General features: G+C 37.0%; 13 protein-coding genes and 1 tRNA gene. 12 read left to right on the forward strand and 2 right to left on the reverse strand.

The features are described from left to right. Window positions 1-79: 79 nt before the first annotated feature. From bglX to ACGH46_RS01105, 4 genes are all read left to right on the forward strand, one after another. Window positions 80-2,353: a beta-glucosidase BglX gene (gene bglX / locus ACGH46_RS01090; RefSeq protein WP_411603561.1), complete on the forward strand. Its 2,274-nt coding sequence runs from the start codon at window positions 80-82 to the stop codon at window positions 2,351-2,353. 54 nt (window positions 2,354-2,407) lie between these two features. After that, window positions 2,408-4,102 carry a sensor histidine kinase gene (locus ACGH46_RS01095; protein WP_267361046.1) on the forward strand — a complete coding sequence of 565 codons (1,695 nt, stop codon included), beginning with the start codon at window positions 2,408-2,410 and terminating at the stop codon, window positions 4,100-4,102. Next, entirely contained in the window at window positions 4,102-4,821 is a 720-nt protein-coding gene (gene btsR, locus ACGH46_RS01100) for a two-component system response regulator BtsR (protein WP_411603563.1), read from the forward strand. The genes ACGH46_RS01095 and btsR overlap by 1 nt, the downstream gene beginning before the upstream one ends. Window positions 4,822-5,113: 292 nt before the next feature. Next, a complete protein-coding gene (locus tag ACGH46_RS01105; protein ID WP_411589998.1) occupies window positions 5,114-7,264 on the forward strand; it encodes a carbon starvation CstA family protein in 2,151 nt (716 codons plus the stop codon). Window positions 7,265-7,772: 508 nt separating this feature from the next. Here ACGH46_RS01105 and ACGH46_RS01110 read toward each other — a convergent pair. Both ACGH46_RS01110 and ACGH46_RS01115 read right to left on the reverse strand, forming a co-directional pair. Continuing rightward, window positions 7,773-8,234: an NfeD family protein gene (locus ACGH46_RS01110; protein ID WP_267350526.1), complete on the reverse strand. Its 462-nt coding sequence runs from the start codon at window positions 8,232-8,234 to the stop codon at window positions 7,773-7,775. 95 nt (window positions 8,235-8,329) lie between these two features. Then, window positions 8,330-9,247: an SPFH domain-containing protein gene (locus tag ACGH46_RS01115; protein WP_065559539.1), complete on the reverse strand. Its 918-nt coding sequence runs from the start codon at window positions 9,245-9,247 to the stop codon at window positions 8,330-8,332. A gap of 361 nt (window positions 9,248-9,608) precedes the next feature. Here ACGH46_RS01115 and ACGH46_RS01120 point away from each other — a divergent pair, with 361 nt between their 5' ends. From ACGH46_RS01120 to nusA, 8 genes are all read left to right on the forward strand, one after another. Continuing rightward, window positions 9,609-11,171 (forward strand): anthranilate synthase component 1, encoded by a 1,563-nt coding sequence (locus ACGH46_RS01120; RefSeq protein ID WP_267361042.1) that lies wholly within the window; start codon window positions 9,609-9,611, stop codon window positions 11,169-11,171. Next, window positions 11,171-12,802: a bifunctional anthranilate synthase glutamate amidotransferase component TrpG/anthranilate phosphoribosyltransferase TrpD gene (gene trpD, locus ACGH46_RS01125; protein ID WP_267379267.1), complete on the forward strand. Its 1,632-nt coding sequence runs from the start codon at window positions 11,171-11,173 to the stop codon at window positions 12,800-12,802. Before ACGH46_RS01120 ends, trpD begins: the two co-directional genes overlap by 1 nt. Window positions 12,803-12,815: 13 nt before the next feature. Further along, window positions 12,816-14,198: a bifunctional indole-3-glycerol-phosphate synthase TrpC/phosphoribosylanthranilate isomerase TrpF gene (gene trpCF / locus ACGH46_RS01130; RefSeq protein WP_411603566.1), complete on the forward strand. Its 1,383-nt coding sequence runs from the start codon at window positions 12,816-12,818 to the stop codon at window positions 14,196-14,198. A 22-nt stretch (window positions 14,199-14,220) separates the two neighbouring features. After that, the gene (gene trpB / locus ACGH46_RS01135; protein ID WP_411603569.1) at window positions 14,221-15,414 is read left to right on the forward strand and encodes a tryptophan synthase subunit beta; all 1,194 of its coding nucleotides are present in this window, start codon (window positions 14,221-14,223) and stop codon (window positions 15,412-15,414) included. Continuing rightward, a complete protein-coding gene (trpA, locus tag ACGH46_RS01140) occupies window positions 15,411-16,217 on the forward strand; it encodes a tryptophan synthase subunit alpha (protein ID WP_411603572.1) in 807 nt (268 codons plus the stop codon). Before trpB ends, trpA begins: the two co-directional genes overlap by 4 nt. A 236-nt stretch (window positions 16,218-16,453) precedes the next feature. Further along, window positions 16,454-16,530 (forward strand) — tRNA-Met (locus ACGH46_RS01145). A 189-nt stretch (window positions 16,531-16,719) separates the two neighbouring features. After that, window positions 16,720-17,181 (forward strand): ribosome maturation factor RimP, encoded by a 462-nt coding sequence (gene rimP / locus ACGH46_RS01150; protein WP_065559534.1) that lies wholly within the window; start codon window positions 16,720-16,722, stop codon window positions 17,179-17,181. Between the two features lie 16 nt (window positions 17,182-17,197). Then, on the forward strand, window positions 17,198-18,673 hold the full coding sequence (gene nusA / locus ACGH46_RS01155) for a transcription termination factor NusA (RefSeq protein ID WP_411603574.1): 1,476 nt from the start codon (window positions 17,198-17,200) through the stop codon (window positions 18,671-18,673). Window positions 18,674-18,686: the final 13 nt, after the last annotated feature.

Genomic DNA, 18,686 nt, shown 5'->3' on the forward strand with positions numbered 1-18,686 from the left:
AGATTGAGATTTTTTTTAGCGATTCAGCTATTCTATTCTTATTTTAATCCTCACAACGACAGTGACAGCGAACCTAATGATGAAAAAATTAATCTTATTGTTATTCATGTGTCTCTTCTCTTCTTCTATTCTTGCGCAAAATGAAAATAGCGAGGATAAAAAAGCCTTTATTGATGCGCTATTATCAAAAATGACCATTGAACAGAAGGTTGGACAATTGCGTTTAATCAGTGTGGGCGGAGAACTCACACTCGATAAAGTCTTAGATCAAATTGAAGCTGGCGAAATTGGGGGGATATTTAATACTGTTGTCGAGCCTGACTTGTCACGAATGCAAGATCGTGCTTTAAAATCACCTAACAAGATCCCGTTATTATTAGGATTTGACATTGTGCATGGTCATCGCACTGTGTTTCCAATCAATTTAGGTATTGCCTCTACTTGGGATCGCCAAGCAATGGCTCTTATCGCACAAGTTTCCGCTGATGAAGCTACTTCTGATGGACTTAATATTACTTGGGCTCCTATGGTTGATATTACCCGAGACCCACGATGGGGTAGAGTTTCTGAAGGTTTTGGTGAAGATCCTTATCTTACTTCAGAAGCTGGGCGGATTTTTGTTGAACAAATGCAAAAGCCGTCTTTGGCGGAAAAAAATTCGTTGGTGACAACCGTTAAACACTTTGCGCTTTATGGTGCGGTTGAAGGTGGGCGAGAATACAATAGTACCGATATGAGTGAACGAAAAATGTTTCAAGAATATCTGGTTCCCTACAAAGCGGCAATAGATGCAGGAAGCCAAGCTATTATGGTATCGCTGGTTACGGTAAATGGTGTTCCGGCTACCGCAAATCATTGGCTTTTGACCGATGTGCTACGTCATCAATGGCATTTTAATGGCGTAGTCATTAGCGATCATGGTGCAATTCGGGAACTGATTAATCATGGTGTTGCCAGTGATGCCAAAGATGCTGTTCGAATCGCAATTAAAGCCGGTATTGATGTTAGTATGAATGATGAATATTTTCTTCAATTTATCCCTCAACTGATCAAAGAAGGGGCATTGAGTGAAGATGATATTAACAATGCATGTCGACACGTGTTGTCACTTAAATATGATATGGGATTGTTTCGTCACCCTCATCGTAATTTAGATCCAAACTTAGACATTGAAACGATGTTTGCTGATAATCGATTACATCGAAAAGAAGCCAGAGAAGTGGCACGACGCAGTATTGTGTTATTAAAAAATGATAATAAGGTTTTACCTTTATCTAAAGATCAAAAAATTGCGGTTATTGGTCCACTAGCAGACTCCAAACGCGATATATTAGGGAGTTGGTCGGGTGCAGGTCGAGCTAATTTAGCCGTGACTCCCTTGGAAGGCATTAATCACGCAATAAACAACCCCAAAAATGTCAGTTATGCATTGGGTGCTAATCTTTCGGATGATCCCGCACTATTTAAATTCTTAAATCTTTACGAAGTTACGGCAAAATTTGATGACAGACCTGTTGAAAAGATGATTAGTGAAGCGGTCGAATTAGCGAAAAATGCAGATGTTGTTGTCGCTTTCGTTGGTGAAGCGCAAGGAATGGCACATGAGTCGTCAAGTCGAACAGATATTTCCCTTCCTGAAAGTCAAAAAAGATTACTTCGAGCACTTAAAGCAACCGGTAAACCCCTTGTTATTGCTTTAATGAATGGTCGCCCGTTAACATTAGTCGATGAATTTCAACAAGCCGATGCGATGCTTGAAACATGGTTTTTAGGTACAGAAGGCGGTAATGCCATTGCTGATGTATTGTTTGGCGATTATAATCCGTCTGGAAAATTACCTATGTCATTTCCACGTAATGTTGGACAGATACCTGTCTATTACAGCCATTTAAACACAGGTCGCCCACACGGAACGGAGAATATGGGGAAATACACGACATCTTATTTGGACAGTCCTAATGAACCTTTGTTCTCTTTTGGCTATGGACTAAGTTATACTGATTTCAACATCACTTTTTCTCTTTCAGCGACAGAAATGCAACAAAATGGTCAAATTATTGTGACAGCAATAGTTGAAAATACAGGAAACAGGGAAGGTACTCAAACCGTTCAACTTTACTTACAAGATGTGACTGCTTCGGTAAGTAGACCCGTTAAAGAGCTAAAAGGCTTTGAGAGCATTACATTGAAAGCACATGAAAAAGGAGAAGTGCACTTTATTATTAAGCCTGAAATGTTAAAATTTTGGAATGACAAAATGCAATATGTGGCAGAGCCAGGTAAATTTAATGTGTTTATTGGCTCGGATTCAACTACACAAAACAAACAAACTTTTACTTTATTGAATAACTAAACTTTTTTATCCCATTAACCTTCGTTAGTGGGATAGGCTTAATAGATTTAAATTATGCTTGAATTCGATCTAATTCTACAACTTTTACAACAGATGTGTGTTTATTTAGTTATTGCCTATTTACTAAGTAAAACCCCAATTGTTATTCCTCTCATGCAAGTCACAGTGCATTTACCGCATAAATTAGTTTGCTATTTTATCTTCTCACTGTTTTGTATTATGGGGAGCTATTTTGGACTTCACATTGAAGATACTATTGCAAATACCCGTGCTATCGGGGCGATCTTAGGTGGTCTTCTTGGTGGTCCTATGGTTGGTTTTTTAGTCGGTGTGACAGGGGGAATTCACCGCTATACATTGGGGGGAATAACGGCTGAAAGTTGTATGTTATCGACTATATTAATTGGGCTAATCAGTGGATTATTGCATTACGCGTTAATGAAAAAAGGTCGGGTTGATCTTATCTATAATCCTTTGTTAGTCGGCGTGCTGGGTTTATTGGTCGAATCGCTTGAAATGATTTTAGTATTATTAATTTCACGCCCTTTTGATACTGTTTTACATGCGGTAAAAAGTATTGCAGCGCCCATGATTATCGCCAATAGTATTGGTTCAGCGATGTTTATGCGAATTTTATTGGATCGACGAGCTATTTTCGAACGCTATACTTCGGCTTTTTCGGCAAAAGCATTACAAATTGCAGTGAGCACTGAGGGGCTGTTACGTGATGGTTTCAATCAAGAAAATAGTACAAAAGTGGCAGAAATTATTTATCAAGAGTTGGATATTGGTGCGGTTTCCATTACAGACAGAGAAAAAATCTTGGCTTTTATTGGAATTGGAGATGATCACCATTTACCGGGTACACTGATCACGTCAAATAGTACTTTAGAAGCTATTGAAAAAAATGAAGTACAATATCTGGATGGCGCACATTTACCGTATCAATGTTCAATTAATAAAAATTGCCGTCTTGGATCAACGCTGGTAATTCCACTGCGAGGTGAAAATAATACTGTCGTTGGTACGATTAAATTATATGAGGCAAAAAATACTTTATTTAGTTCAATCAATCGAACATTAGGGGAAGGGATAGCCAGTTTATTATCGGCACAAATACTAGCGGGTCAAAATGAGCATTACAAACAATTATTGTCTAAAACCGAAATTAAGTTATTACACGCTCAAGTTAATCCACATTTCTTATTTAATGCCTTAAATACGCTAGTCGCGGTTATTCGGCGTGATAAAGTGCAAGCGTCTGAGCTGGTGCAAAATCTATCGACATTTTTTCGAAAAAATCTTAAAAGAACGGACGAAATAGTTACGCTCAAAGATGAAATAGAGCATGTTAATGCTTATTTACAAATTGAAAAAATGCGTTTTATGGATCAACTCACGCTTGATATTCATATCCCAGCAGATTTAGAAAATGCTCGTCTTCCTGCATTTTCATTGCAACCAATCGTTGAAAATGCCATAAAACATGGTACTTCCCAATTGATTGGTGAAGGAAAAGTAAGTATAAATGCTTATACAAAAGATTTAACATTGTATTTAGAAGTCATCGATAATGCGGGTAATTATCGAGAAAATAAAAAAGATATGAAAGGATTAGGACTAAATTTAGTCGATAAAAGAATTCATATTCGTTATGGTGAAAGATATGGTTTAGCAATTTTTTGTCAACCTGACGAATATACGAAAGTGATATTATCACTACCATTGCAAGAGGATGTAATTAGTTAATGTTAAATGTTATTATTGTGGATGATGAACTCCCTGCACGTGAAAATTTACGTTGTTTGCTCGAAAAAGATCCCGATGTTGCTATTATTGCTGAGTGTCATAATGCAATGGAAGCAATCAGTAAAATACACCGCCTACAACCTGACGTGGTATTTTTAGATATACATATGCCCAAAATAAATGGGTTTGAAATGTTATCGATGCTTGATCCCCAGACGATGCCTAGCATTGTCTTCTTAACTGCATACAGTGAATTTGCCGTTAAAGCTTTTGAAGAACAAGCCTTTGATTATTTACTTAAACCGGTAGAACAAGACCGTCTCAATAAAACACTATGCCGTTTACATCAACATCAATTACCTAATAATGTAAAGCATTTAGATATGGTTAATCAAAATTTAGATTATATCCCTTGTGTTGGTCATAACCGTATCTATTTATTAAATTTAGATGATGTATTTTATATCGCTTCCAAAATAAGTGGTATCTATGTATTTAATCAAAACAATGATGAATATTTTACTGAGTTAACTTTAAAGACATTAGAAGATAAAACCCCTCTTATTCGATGTCACAGACAATACTTAGTTAATTTAAAAAAACTCAAAGAGATTCGCTTTAATGAATCAGCGGGAGTAAGTATTATTTTAAATAACGATATTTCAGTCCCTGTTAGTCGTCGATATCTAAAATCACTCAAAGAAATGTTAGGATTATGATTTCAATTATCGATTTATGTAAATTTTATTAAACCGCTCATTGACTGATTTTAACCACTCATTGTTGCCATTCAACCTATGGCTTAAATAGCGATACCATTCTTATCAACAAAAATTTACTATAAGCTTGATATATAAGTCACAAAGGTATACTCAAAACCATAAAATAGGTAAGGAATAGTGGAAGATAGTAAAAAAATTGTTTTTTATTTATCCAAACACCAAGCCAAGTAGCATTTTAATGGTGTTAAGTATCGTTTTTATAATCTTAAAACCCAAAAAGAGAATCATTATGAATAATAAAATATTAAAGCATATTCCTTGGGTCATTCTTGCTTTTGTTGGTGCATGCTGTCTAGCAGTTGTTGCATTACGGCGAGGTGAACACATCAGTGCATTATGGATTGTTGCTGCTGCTGTATCTGTATATTTAGTTGCTTATCGATATTATAGCCTTTATATCGCTAATAAGGTTATGCGATTAGATCCTACTCGAGCAACGCCTGCTGTCATTAATAACGACGGACTAAATTATGTTCCAACCAATAAATATGTTTTATTTGGTCACCATTTTGCTGCTATAGCTGGTGCAGGTCCACTAGTTGGTCCCGTTCTTGCTGCACAAGTTGGTTATTTGCCTGGTACACTTTGGCTACTTGCTGGTGTTGTTTTTGCTGGCGCAGTACAAGATTTTATGGTACTTTTCCTTTCATCTCGCCGTAATGGTTCTTCATTGGGTGAAATGATTAAAAGCGAGATGGGGCCAATTCCTGGTGCTATCGCCTTATTTGGTTGCTTTTTGATTATGCTTATCATTTTAGCGGTTTTAGCGTTAATTGTTGTGAAAGCATTAGCAGAAAGTCCTTGGGGTGTTTTCACGGTGTGTTCAACCGTACCTATTGCGCTGTTTATGGGTATCTATATGCGATTTTTAAGACCCGGTCGAGTTCTTGAAATCTCAGTCATTGGCATTGTTTTACTTATATTATCCATTTGGTTTGGGGGCGTTATTGCTCACGATCCTTACTGGGGACCAGCGTTAACATTTAAAGACACAACGATCACTTATGTGCTAGTCGGTTATGCCTTTATCTCTGCGATGTTACCTGTATGGTTAATATTGGCACCACGTGATTATTTAGCGACGTTTTTGAAAATTGGCGTCATTGTTGGTTTAGCAATAGGAATAGTCATATTAAATCCTGATTTAAAAATGCCAGATGTAACACAATATGTTGATGGGACGGGCCCTGTTTGGAAGGGATCATTATTTCCATTCTTATTTATTACGATAGCTTGTGGTGCGGTTTCTGGATTCCATGCGCTTATTTCTTCTGGTACCACGCCTAAATTATTAGCTAACGAAAAAGACGCACGCTTTATCGGATATGGTGCAATGTTAATGGAGTCATTTGTCGCCATAATGGCGTTAGTAGCAGCTTCAATTATTGAGCCTGGTCTCTATTTTGCGATGAATACTCCGCCAGCAGGATTAGGGATTACAATGCCTGATTTGCATAAATTGGGGACTGATGATGCACCAATGATAATGGCGCAATTAAAAGATGTCACCGTTCATGCAGCTGCGACAGTGAGTTCATGGGGCTTTGTGATCTCTCCTGAACAAATCCTACAAACCGCCAAAGACATAGGTGAACCGTCCGTCTTGAATCGTGCAGGTGGTGCACCAACGCTAGCGGTAGGGATTGCTTATGTATTCAACCAAATATTACCAGGAGCGAATATGGGCTTTTGGTATCATTTCGGTATTTTGTTTGAAGCCCTATTTATTTTAACGGCGCTTGATGCAGGAACACGTTCAGGTCGATTTATGTTACAAGATTTATTAGGTAATTTTGTACCGTTCTTGAAAAAAACAGACTCACTTATCGCCGGCTTTATTGGTACGCTGGGGTGTGTAGGATTATGGGGATATCTCCTCTATCAAGGCGTTGTTGACCCATTAGGTGGTGTGAAGAGTTTATGGCCACTATTCGGTATATCTAATCAAATGTTAGCTGCTGTCGCGCTGATTTTAGCAACAGTCGTATTGATTAAAATGAAACGTGCGCAATACATTTGGGTCACGATCATTCCGGCAATTTGGTTGTTAATCTGTACAACATGGGCATTAGGTCTAAAATTATTCAGTGATAATCCTCAATTAGAAGGCTTCTTCTATTTAGCTAATGAATATAAACGTCAAATTGCTGAAGGTAGTAAAGAGTTAACTGCTCAACAAATTGATAATATGCATCATATTATTATCAATAATTATACCAATGCAGGATTAAGTATTTTATTCTTACTTGTGGTATACACGATTATCTTCTTTGGTATTAAAACCGCGCTTAAAGTTCGCAACAATAAACAAAGAACAGATAAAGAAACCGCTTATGTTCCTATACCAGAAGGTGGTGTTAAAACTTCTATGTCACATTAAGTGGTCTGGAGCGAGATGTCATAGTGATATTACCTCTCGATAGTAAACTCCAATTATTTTAGTTAAAGCTCAACAATGAGACATTGTTGGGCTTTTCTATTTTTGCAATGAAAAAATGCTTACAATATTCTAAATAAAACTTGTTAAATTAAGAAATTTAGCGTTGTCGGCATAACTCTCTATATGTCATTACCAGTGGGATAGCATATCGCATCGATAAGTCAAAGGAAGGTGAACAATTTATCGTCACTGTTATGACAAATATTTGCGGTTTATTAACTAAAAAAATTAGCCAATAATGATTATTGGCTAATAGGATAAATGAATGTTAAGATTAATAGTATCGAATCAATGATACTGCTTTGTTACACAATAAAGAATGCATAAATTTTGGTGCATTTTGGGTATCATCTTTCCATATATAAATCTTATTTTCTTTACAAATTTCAATCATCTTCTCAATGTTATTTTTCTGATATTTGTTTTTCAAATATGATATGAAAACATTTTAAATGATAGGTTCAACACTTAAAATTATTCCATCGACAGAAGTAACAATAACGGATTGACCTACTGGTAAATCTTGATTACATCTAGCTGACCATGTGCCATCTTTAATTTTAACTCGACCAGTACCATTAATAATTGCATCAGTGACAACGGTTTTAATACCAATTAAGTCTTGTTGAGGTTGATTAATTTGGTTTTTACTTGAACGATGTTTTCCTTTGCTTTTAAGCCAGACATACCAGAGATAAACAGAAACGACCGTAAAAATTGAAAATAAGAACCATAAAGTTGGCCAAGATAATGGAATTACCCAAGCTATTATTCCCACACAAATGGCTGAAATTCCACACCAAAGTGCATATCCACCTATACCCAATAATTCGGCAATCAGAAAAATAACGCCTAAGGCAATGAAAATCCATTGAGGAGAGTTATAAATAACTGTAAAAAAATCAGCCATTATTTTTACCTTTCATTTTATAAAAATTAAAATAATGCCTCTGCTTTAGCACTGTATAAATTCGCTAAATTAGAGGCATAATTATCGAAAAATTATTATGAATTAGTTTTTGATTCTTTAATTAATTCTGCAATACCACCAATACTGCCGATTAAATTAGATGCATCAAGTGGCATCATAATAACTTTACTGTTATCTGATGAACCGATTTGTTGTAATGCTTCGGTATATTTTTGGGCAACGAAGTAGTTAATCGCATTAATATTCCCTGCTGCAATTGCTTGGGACACCATTTGTGTCGCTTTTGCTTCAGCTTCAGCGGCACGTTCACGCGCTTCAGCTTGTAAGAATGCGGCTTCTCTTTCACCTTCAGCTTTCAAAATTTCAGATTGTTTTTCACCTTCAGAACGTAAAATAGCCGCTTGACGCACCCCTTCTGCTTCAAGAATTTCAGCACGCTTATTACGTTCTGCTTTCATTTGAGCATTCATAGCTGCAATTAATTCAGCAGGTGGACGAACGTCACGAATTTCAATACGGGTAATTTTAATCCCCCAAGGGCTAGTTGCATCATCGACAATACCCAATAATTTTGAGTTAATATGATCACGTTGTGATAACATTTCATCAAGTTCCATACTACCCAGTACAGTACGTATATTGGTCATCATTAAGTTAATCACAGCACGCTCTAATTGATTAACTTGATAAGCGGCTCTTGCTGCATCTTGTACTTGGATAAAACAAACCGCATCAATTTGCACATTCGCATTATCTTTTGAAATTACTTCTTGTGATGGAATATCAAGCACTTGTTCCATCATATTAATTTTTCGTCCCACACCATCCATAAATGGAATAATGATATTTAATCCGGGTTCAAGAGTATGGGTATATTTACCAAAGCGCTCTATAGTATATTGAAAACCTTGCGGAACAATAGTAATGGCTTTTAATACAGTAATTAAAGCAAGTATAACGATAACGCCAATAACGATGTAAAAAGTAGGCATAGACAACATTTCCTTAGTAATTAGAATTCGGGGCTATTTTAATGATAAATTTCTATTTTGACTAGTTATTATTAACTTATTTATATTAAAACGATTATCGATACTTTACTTAAATTTAATTGTTGACAACACACTAATGAACTAGTTTAATAGTACAAAATATATTAAACAGATAATGATGATGACATTACAGTACTTATACCTAGTTATTTATTCATTCATAGGCTTTGGTCGGTGGCACATTAGCTATTTCGGGTGATGTGATTATCTGTTTTTTTCATAAACCCGCTTAAAGCGGGTTTTTTAGTTTTGAATTAATGATAAAAAAATTAAATAAAAATTTGATAATAGTGAGTCGACAATGAATAAGCCAACTTTAACCCAGCTAACTAAAACTATTTGTTATCATCAAGATCCGACGTTAGTATTTAACCAATTATGTGAAAATCGTCCTGCAACGTTATTGCTCGAATCGGCTGAAATTGATAATAAGCAAGGTATTAAAAGTGTCATGATTGTTGATAGTGCATTACGTATCTCGGCAATAAACACGCAAGTGACTTTTGAAGCCTTGACCACTAATGGTGAAAAGTTGTTACCTTTATTGCACCATGCTTTTGACGAAAAGGTCATTAAAATATTCGATCATTCCCAAAAATTAACCTTGAGTTTTCCAACGATTGATAGCCTGCAAGATGAGGATTCTCGTTTAAAGTCGCTATCGATTTTCGATGCGTTAAGAACTTTACTTAAAATAGTAAATATCCCTGAACAAAGTAGCTCGGATGTCATATTTGTTGGTGGGTTATTTTGTTATGACTTGGTGGCAGGATTTGAAAACTTACCTATTTTACCAACAGAACAACGTTGCCAAGATTTTTGTTTCTATTTAGCGGAAACCCTATTAGAAATTAATCATCAAGATCATGTATCAATTTTGAAGGCTACCGCTTTTACGTCAGATCAGATTGAAATATCTCGCTTAACTCATCGTTTAGCTGAATTAGATGCGAGATTAAGCAAGCCGATGAAACCAATTCAAACTCAATCACTGGCAAGCATTGATGTTACGTGTAATAAAAGTGATGACGATTTCAATACGGTTGTAAAAAAAATGCAAGATGCTATCCAACAAGGCGAAATTTTTCAGGCAGTGCCTTCCAGACGTTTTACGTTACCTTGCCCAGCTCCATTATCGGCTTATCAAGTGCTAAAAAATAATAATCCAAGTCCATATATGTTTTATATGCAAGATCGTGATTTTGTCTTGTTTGGGGCATCACCTGAAAGCGCGCTTAAATATACTAAAGCGACAAATCAAGTTGAAATCTACCCGATTGCTGGTACTCGCCCTCGAGGATTAACGGCGAATGGTGAAATTGATTATGATTTAGACAGTCGATTAGAACTTGATATGCGTACCGATAAGAAAGAGTTAGCAGAACATTTAATGTTAGTTGACTTAGCCCGTAATGATTTAGCGCGTATATGTCAACCCGGTACTCGCTATACTAAAGAATTATTAAAAGTTGATCGTTACTCTTTTGTTATGCATTTGGTATCAAGAGTGGTGGGACAATTAAGACATGATTTGGATGCCTTACATGCTTATCAAGCAACAATGAATATGGGAACGTTAACGGGAGCGCCGAAAGTTCGAGCCATGCAATTAATTGCTGAATCGGAAAAAATTAAACGAGGTAGTTACGGTGGAGCGGTTGGATATTTTACCGCCAATGGCGATTTGGATACTTGCATAGTCATTCGTAGTGCCTACGTGGAAGCAGGAATTGCAACCGTTCAAGCAGGTGGGGGGGTAGTGTTAGATTCAGAACCACAATTTGAGTCTGATGAGTCACGTAATAAAGCTCGTGCCGTTGTTCGTGCGATTATGGCAGCACATCATGTAGAAGGTGTATTTTAATGGCTAATATTTTATTTATTGATAATGTTGATTCCTTTACTTATAACTTAGTCGATCAACTGCGTAATAGCAAACATTGTGTCACTGTTTATCGTAATACGATTCCAGCCGACGTCATTATTGAAAAATTATCTCAAATGCAAAATCCTATTTTAATGCTATCACCAGGTCCCGGTACGCCAAGCGAAGCAGGATGCATGCCAGAACTACTTAAGCGTCTGAAAGGAAAATTGCCAATAATTGGTATCTGTCTTGGTCATCAAGCAATTGTCGAGTCCTATGGGGGAAGTATTGTACCAGCAGGTGATATATTACATGGTAAAGCATCGCTTATTGAACACGATGAACAAGCTATGTTTAAAGGGTTACCCAACCCACTACCTGTTGCTCGATACCATTCATTAAAAGGCGAAAATATTCCAAATACACTTACCATTAATGCACTTTGTAATAATATTGTAATGGCGGTGCGCAATGATCATGATCGGGTTTATGGCTTTCAATTTCATCCCGAATCAATTTTAACGATTCAAGGTGTAAAATTGTTAGAACAAACGATTGAGTGGGCACTCAATCCACCACAATCAGAGTCACAATCGAAACCTGAGGCCATTATTGATAAACAAGAATACAACATTCAACCTATTATTAATAAATTGTATTTAGGACAAACATTAACCCAAAATGAGAGTAAAATTCTATTTAATCTTATTATTCAAGGCAAAATTGAACCAACCGTTTTAGCAACTGCGGTGATTAGCATGAAAGTAAGGGGTGAAAAACCTGATGAAATTGCTGGCGCTGCTCAAGCCTTGCTGGAAAATGCGGATAGTTTTGATATTCCCGATTATGACTTTACCGATATTGTGGGAACCGGTGGCGATGGCACCAATAGTATTAATATCTCCACAGCAAGCGCTTTTGTTGCAGCAGCATTAGGCTATAAAGTGGCTAAGCATGGTAATCGTGGTGTATCAAGTAAATCGGGATCGTCCGATGTATTATCCGCTTTAGGGATAAAGTTAAATATGCCTGCGGAAGCATCTCGTAAAGCATTAGATGAATTGGGGGTCTGTTTTTTATTTGCTCAACAATATCATTCAGGCTTTCGTCATGCTGCGCCCGTACGTCAGCAATTAAAAACAAGGACTATTTTCAATGTGCTTGGGCCGTTGATAAATCCGTCCAGACCAAAACGTATTTTATTAGGAGTTTATCATCCCGATTTAATCAAACCAATTGCTGAAACGCTAAAAATGCTCGGTTATACTCATGCTTATGTCGTTCATGGCTCTGGAATGGATGAAGTTGCTATTCATGGTGAAACCCAAGTGGCTGAAGTTCGAAATGGCGAAATTCGCTATTTTACTTTGATGCCACAAGATTTTGGGCTAAAACAGTATACCTTAAAAGACATTGAAGGCGGCACACCAGAAATGAATCGTGATATGTTAATTGCCATTTTACAAGGGCATGGTAAACCGGCGCATGAAGCAGCCATTGCTGCTAATGTCGCCATGTTAATGAGCTTGTTTGGTCAGTCAGATTTAAAACAAAATGCGCAGCAAGCAATTGATATGATGCATAGTGGCAAAGCCTATACGCTGTTACAACAATTAGCAGCAAGGTAAAATGGAGAGTAACATGGTTGTAAATACATTAACCGAAAATGTTGAAATGGCGACTGTTTTAAAACAGATCATTGATGATAAAAAGCAATGGCTAATCGAACAAAAAAAACAAAAACCACTAGACACATTTCAATCAGAAATTAAACCAAGTGATCGTGATTTTTATCAAGCCTTAAATCAGCCTAAAACGGTGTTTATTTTAGAGTGTAAAAAAGCGTCGCCTTCAAAAGGCTTAATTCGTAACGATTTTGATCCAGCGAGTATTGCTAAAGTCTATAAAGATTATGCTTCGGCTATTTCTGTACTGACTGATGAAAAATACTTTCAAGGTCGTTTTGAATTTTTGCCAATTGTTCGCAACGAAGTGACACAACCCGTTCTATGTAAAGATTTTATTATTGACGAATACCAAATCTATTTAGCGCGTTATTATCAAGCAGATGCTATTTTATTAATGCTATCTGTTGTTACCGATGATGAATATCGTCATTTAAGTCAGATTGCTCATCAACTTAATATGGGTGTACTAACTGAAGCGAGTACTGAAAAAGAAGTCGAACGAGCCATTGAACTTGGTGCTAAAGTCATCGGTATAAATAATCGTAATTTACGTGATTTAAGTGTCGATTTAAATCGGGTCAAGAATTTGTCTAAAACAATTCCGACGGATCGCATCATTATCAGTGAATCAGGTATATACACCCATAATCAGGTGAAAGAACTCAGTCAATTTGCTAATGGTTTTTTAATTGGAAGTGCATTAATGTCGGAATCTAACTTAGCGATAGCGATTCGAAAAGTTATGCTAGGTGAAAATAAAGTATGTGGTTTGACGCGAACAGAAGATGCTGTTGCGGCTTATCAAGCTGGCGCTGTTTATGGTGGATTAATTTTTGTCCCCCAATCACCACGCTATATTCCACCCATTAAAGCGCGTTCGCTTATGTCAGTGGCTCCACTTAATTGGGTTGGTGTGTTTAAAAATGAAGACATCGAGCAAGTAAGTCAAATTGCCAAACAATTATCACTTTATGCCGTTCAATTACATGGCGATGAAGATGAAGACTATTTACAAACCTTACGTCAACAGCTGCCTCAATCCTGTCAAATCTGGAAAGCGCTAAGTATTAGCAATGTCATCCCAGAACATCATCATCCGCTAATCAGTCGCTATATCTTTGATCATGGAGCAGGGGGAACAGGACAACATTTTGATTGGTCATTACTAAATGGACTGGATTTAAATAATGTGATTTTAGCGGGTGGTATAAATCCACAAAATGTCAAATCTGCATTAGCCACTAAGGTTATTGGCGTTGATATTAATTCCGGTGTGGAAATGTATGCTGGTATTAAAGATAAACAGAAAATTAAAGCCGTATTTGAACAAATTTAATTAATTTTAAAAAGGAATGGTTATGTCTAAATTAAATCCTTATTTTGGAGAATTTGGCGGGCAATATGTCCCTCAAATATTGATGCCTGTACTTGAACAACTTGAGGATGCTTTTATCTCTGCGATCAACGATCCCAGCTTCCAAAAAGAGTTTAACGATTTGTTAGTTAACTATGCAGGTCGACCTACAGCACTCACATTATGTAAAAATTTAACGGAGGGTACGAAAACTAAACTCTATTTAAAACGAGAAGATCTTGTGCATGGTGGGGCACACAAAACAAATCAAGTATTAGGGCAAGCTTTACTAGCCAAAAGAATGGGAAAAACGGAAATAATCGCCGAAACCGGTGCAGGGCAACATGGCGTTGCATCGGCTTTAGCATGCGCACTATTAGGTCTAAAATGCCGCATTTATATGGGGGCAAAAGATGTTAAGCGCCAAGCACCCAATGTCTTTAGAATGCGTTTAATGGGCGCAACAGTCATTCCTGTTGAAACGGGTTCTGCAACATTGAAAGATGCTTGTAACGAAGCATTACGAGACTGGTCAGGTAGTTATGAAAAAGCACATTATATGTTAGGCACAGCTGCCGGACCGCATCCGTTTCCGACCATTGTCCGAGAGTTTCAACAAATGATCAGCCGTGAAGCAAAACAGCAAATTTTAGAAAAAGAAGGTCGCTTGCCTGATGCTGTCATTGCTTGTGTTGGAGGGGGGTCAAACGCTATTGGAATGTTTGCCAATTTTATTGAAGATAAATCGGTCAGATTAATTGGTGTTGAACCGGGTGGTCATGGTATTGAAAGTGGCGAGCATGGCGCATCATTAAAACATGGTAAACTAGGCATTTATTTTGGGATGAAATCGCCAATGATGCAAACTGATGAAGGACAAATTGAAGAATCTTACTCGATATCTGCGGGTTTGGATTTTCCGTCGGTAGGGCCTCAACATGCATATTTAGACAGTATTGGACGGGCTGATTATGTATCGATTACTGATGACGAAGCATTAGCGGCCTTTAAAGCTCTATCACGTAGTGAAGGCATAATCCCCGCATTAGAGTCATCGCATGCCTTAGCTTACGCTATTAAGATGATCAAAGAAAATCCAAACAAAGAACAGTTATTAATTGTCAATTTATCTGGTCGTGGCGATAAAGATATCTTTACTGTTTATGATATTTTAAAAGCAAAAGGAGAAGTCGAATGAGCCGCTATCAAAAACTATTTGATAAGTTAAAGCAAGAAAAACGAGGTGCATTTGTTCCTTTTGTTCCCGTTGGTGATCCCAATCCAAAGCTCTCATTACAAATAATTCAAACATTAATTGATGCGGGTGCTGATGCGTTGGAACTTGGTATTCCATTTTCAGATCCTATGGCGGATGGTCCCACCATTCAAAACGCCAATATACGAGCATTTCAAGGCGGTATCACCGTTGATAAATGCTTTGAAATTTTAACCAAAATTCGACATGATAATACTCATATTCCTATTGGATTACTCATCTATGCTAACTTAGTGTTCAAAAATGGTATTGATAACTTCTATGCCAAGTGCGCTAAAGCAGGGATAGATTCAGTATTGATTGCAGATTTACCTGTTGAGTATGCGCAAGAGTTTATAGGCTCAGCTGAAAAAAATGGTATTGCCCCTATATTTATTTGTCCACCTAATGCCGATGATGAAGTGATTAAAAATATTGCTAAATATGGTAAAGGGTATACTTATTTGGTGTCTCGCGCTGGTGTTACAGGAACTGAAAATCGTGCCAATAAACCCCTTACCCATTTATTGAAAAAACTCATTGAATTTAATGCACCTCCTGCTATTCAAGGATTTGGTATATCTGATCCTAACCAAGTGAGTGAAGCAATTAAATCGGGAGCAGCGGGAGCAATTGCTGGTTCTGCGACAGTCAAAATTATTGAGCAACATTTGGATACCCCTCAAAAAATGTTGCATGAATTAGCCATTTTTGTCAATAAAATGAAAAATGCAACTATAAAATAGCCTCCAAAAATCGTTATTTAATATTAATCACAAAAACACGGTTTTCCGCTGAAAAATCAGCGGAAATCCTTATGATTTCATTAGAAAATATTATAATGTAATTTAATGTGAGTAATTAAAAAAATAAGACAAAATGACTATCTGAAATATTTCAATAACTTCAAGTAAAACTGTTAAAAAAGCGTGATTTTCAGTTGCATTTTTTTCAAAATATAGTATACTCATCAACCATCTATCGCGGGGTGGAGCAGCTTGGTAGCTCGTCGGGCTCATAACCCGAAGGTCGTTGGTTCAAATCCAGCCCCCGCAACCACTTAACTTTTCATCCATAACCATTTATCCTGTTATTATTGCATGAAAGTTCGAAACAAGTGGCTTCATTATAGTTAGTTTTAAATGTAAGCCTCGCATGTCGAGGTTTTTTTACGTTTCGATTTAAGCGTAAGTTTTTAAGGAATGTTGGGCTTCATGCCCTTTTTTATTTTCTGCAGTGGAGGTTTGTTTGGCTAATATAGAGCAACAATTGACCGATATCATTCAAGAGCCTGTTAATGCGCTTGGTTTTGAATTAGTCGGTATTGAATATATCCGTGGCCGTTACCCAGTGTTACGAGTTTATATTGATAGTGAAGAGGGTATTTCTGTTGATGATTGTGCTGATGTTAGCCGACAAATTAGTGCGGTACTTGATGTCGAAGATCCTATCAAAGATGCCTACAATCTTGAAGTCTCATCACCAGGTATGGACAGACCATTATTCACGCTTGAGCATTATAAACGTTTTATTGGTGAAGAAATTACGATGAGTTTACGTATCCCTGTTGCTAATCGTCGTAAATGGAAAGGACATATTAAATCCATTGATAATGAGATGATTACATTAACAGTTGATAATAATGATGAGGTATTTGCTTTTAGTAATATACAAAAAGCAAACATTGTACCTAATTTTAACCTTAAATAGAGTACGGGTGTAAAGGATGAATAAAGAAATTTTAGCTGTTGTTGAAGCGGTATCAAATGAAAAAGCACTTACGCGAGATAAAATTTTTGAAGCGTTAGAAACCGCATTAGCGACGGCAACCAAAAAGAAACATACAGTTGATATTGATGTTGTCGTTAAGATTGATCACAAAACGGGTGATTATGACACATTCCGTCGTTGGCTTGTTGTGAACGAAGTCACTCAACCGACGAAAGAAATGACTTTAGAAGCTGCGCAATACGAAGATCCTTCAGTAAAAATTGGTGATTACGTTCAAGAGCAGATAGAATCAGTTGCCTTCGACCGTATTACTACGCAAACAGCCAAACAAGTGATTGTGCAAAAAGTTCGTGAAGCTGAACGTGCGATGGTTATCGACATGTTTAGAAATCGAATCGGCGATATCGTAACGGGAATAGTTAAAAAGACTAATCGTGATAGTGTTATCCTTGACTTAGGAAATAATGCTGATGCGATGATGTCCCGCCATGATATGTTACCACGCGAAAACTTTCGTATAGGCGATAGGGTTCGCGGGATCTTATATTTAGTTGAACAAGATAATAAACCGGCACAACTTTGTATCAGTCGTTCAAATCCACAAATGATGGAAGAGTTATTCCGCATTGAAGTACCAGAAATTGGTGAAGAAATGATTGATATTAAAGGTGTTGCTCGTGATCCAGGCTCACGCGCTAAAATCGCAGTAAGCAGTAATGATCGTCGTATCGATCCTGTTGGTGCTTGTGTTGGGATGCGTGGTGCGCGTGTTCAGGCTGTATCCAATGAATTTGGTGGTGAGCGTATAGATATCGTTTTATGGGATGACAATCCGGCACAATTTGTAATTAATGCTATGGCGCCTGCCGATGTAGTTTCTATTGTTGTTGATGAAGATAAACATACAATGGATGTTGCTGTTAATGCTGATACTTTACCACAGGCAATTGGTCGTAACGGTCAAAATATTCGTTTAGCTTCGCAGCTGACCGGCTGGACATTAAATGTCATGAGTACCGAAGATTTGCAAGAAAAGCATCATGCAGAATCATTTGCAGCAATTAATAATATGATTAAACATCTGGACATTGATGAAGAGTTAGCAAAACTTTTAGTAGAAGAAGGATTTACTTCACTGGAAGAACTTGCTTACGTTCCTGTTGATGAATTGCTTGAAATAGAAGAACTTGATGAAGAACTCGTTGAAGCATTAAGAAATAGAGCCAAAGATGCATTAACTACAATAGCATTAGCTAATAGTGGTGATAAACGACCTGCGCAAGATTTATTAGATTTGCCAGGTATGACACAAGAATTAGCCTATCAATTAGCCCAACATGATGTAATCACCTTGGAAGACTTAGCTGAACAAGGTACAGATGATCTAGTCGGGATTGAAGGTTTAACAAGTAATCAAGCTGGCGACTTTATTATGGCTGCTCGTAATATTTGTTGGTTTGCAAATGAATAATTGAGGGATAGTA

The sequence above is a fragment of the Gilliamella sp. CG22 genome (genome assembly GCF_046635725.1).
Lineage (GTDB): Bacteria > Pseudomonadota > Gammaproteobacteria > Enterobacterales > Orbaceae > Gilliamella > Gilliamella apicola_I.